This window comes from Peribacillus sp. NPDC056705, assembly GCF_043656335.1.
In genome coordinates this window covers 1,142-2,201 of the sequence record NZ_JBHTYI010000121.1, presented here as the reverse complement: position 1 = coordinate 2,201, position 1,060 = coordinate 1,142, and the positions used below count along the sequence as shown (strand labels likewise).

Below are 1,060 nucleotides of genomic sequence, written 5' to 3'. Positions count from 1 at the left end.
GCGGAGACGATCGTTCGTAAGAGCGATGAACTGCCTTTGGGTAAGCGCAAGGTCGTAAGGCCGGGCCGCGATGGCGTCAAGACCGTAAATTATGTTGTAACGAAAGAGAATGGCCAAGTTATTTCGAAACAGTGGACTGGACAAGAAGTTATTCAAGAATCTCTGCCTGAGGTTGTGTATAAAGGAACGAAGGTAGAACGTAAAGCTGCACCGAAAGTGACGACTTCAACCTCTTCCAGCAGTAGCCAATTTGCTTGGCCTGTCAGTGGGGCGCGTGTGACCAGCACCTTCGGGCATCGTTGGGGACGCAGCCACGAAGGGATCGATCTGGTAGGGGGCAGCACGATTAAAGCATCGGCCGCTGGCCGCGTTGTATTTGCCGGTCAACAGAATGGATACGGCAAGGTGGTCATTGTCGACCACGGCAACGGATATCGCACCTTATACGGGCATATGAGCAAGATTTCCGTGAGCAACGGACAATCTGTAAGCCAAGGATCCAAAGTCGGCGTCATGGGCAGCACGGGTCGTTCGACCGGAGTCCATCTGCATTTCGAAGTGCAAAAAAATGGAGTTGCGCAAAATCCGATGAAATATCTGTAGTTGTGTGTTATACTAGGTAAACCAATGCGACATAAGCCATTATTGGTTCATATATCATAATAGTGAAGATGGCCGCTCCTTAACGGGAGCGGTCATTTTTGCGTTATCAAGTGGTGTGGCGGTGGGTATGTACTTGGCATCAGGTGTGGTAAAATGAGAAGAAGACCGTTCAAGTGAAGGTATGAGGTGAGAAGGAAGATGCAGGGAACTATTCTGGTGGTGGATGACGAACAGCCCATCGCCGATATTTTAAAGTTTAATTTGGAGAAAGAGGGCTATGAGGTCATCTGTGCTTTTGACGGTATCAGTGCGGTAGAGATCGCTCTGGCGAAGCGTCCGGATCTGATGCTGCTCGATTTGATGCTGCCCGGCAAGGACGGAATGGACGTATGCCGTGACGTGCGCGCAGCCAAACTGCAAATCCCGATCATCATGCTGACGGCGAAGGACGGAGAGA

The 1,060-nt window shown here is 50.6% G+C and carries 2 protein-coding genes; both read left to right on the top strand.

Features of this window, described 5'->3' with window-relative positions; all coding sequences use genetic code 11:
* The coding region (locus ACFRAK_RS28005; RefSeq protein ID WP_394573033.1) for a peptidoglycan DD-metalloendopeptidase family protein at positions 1-603 on the top strand (603 nt) is incomplete at its 5' end.
* Positions 604-801: 198 nt separating this feature from the next.
* Positions 802-1,060 (top strand): response regulator (locus ACFRAK_RS28000; RefSeq protein ID WP_394573032.1); only part of this gene is annotated, 259 nt, incomplete at its 3' end.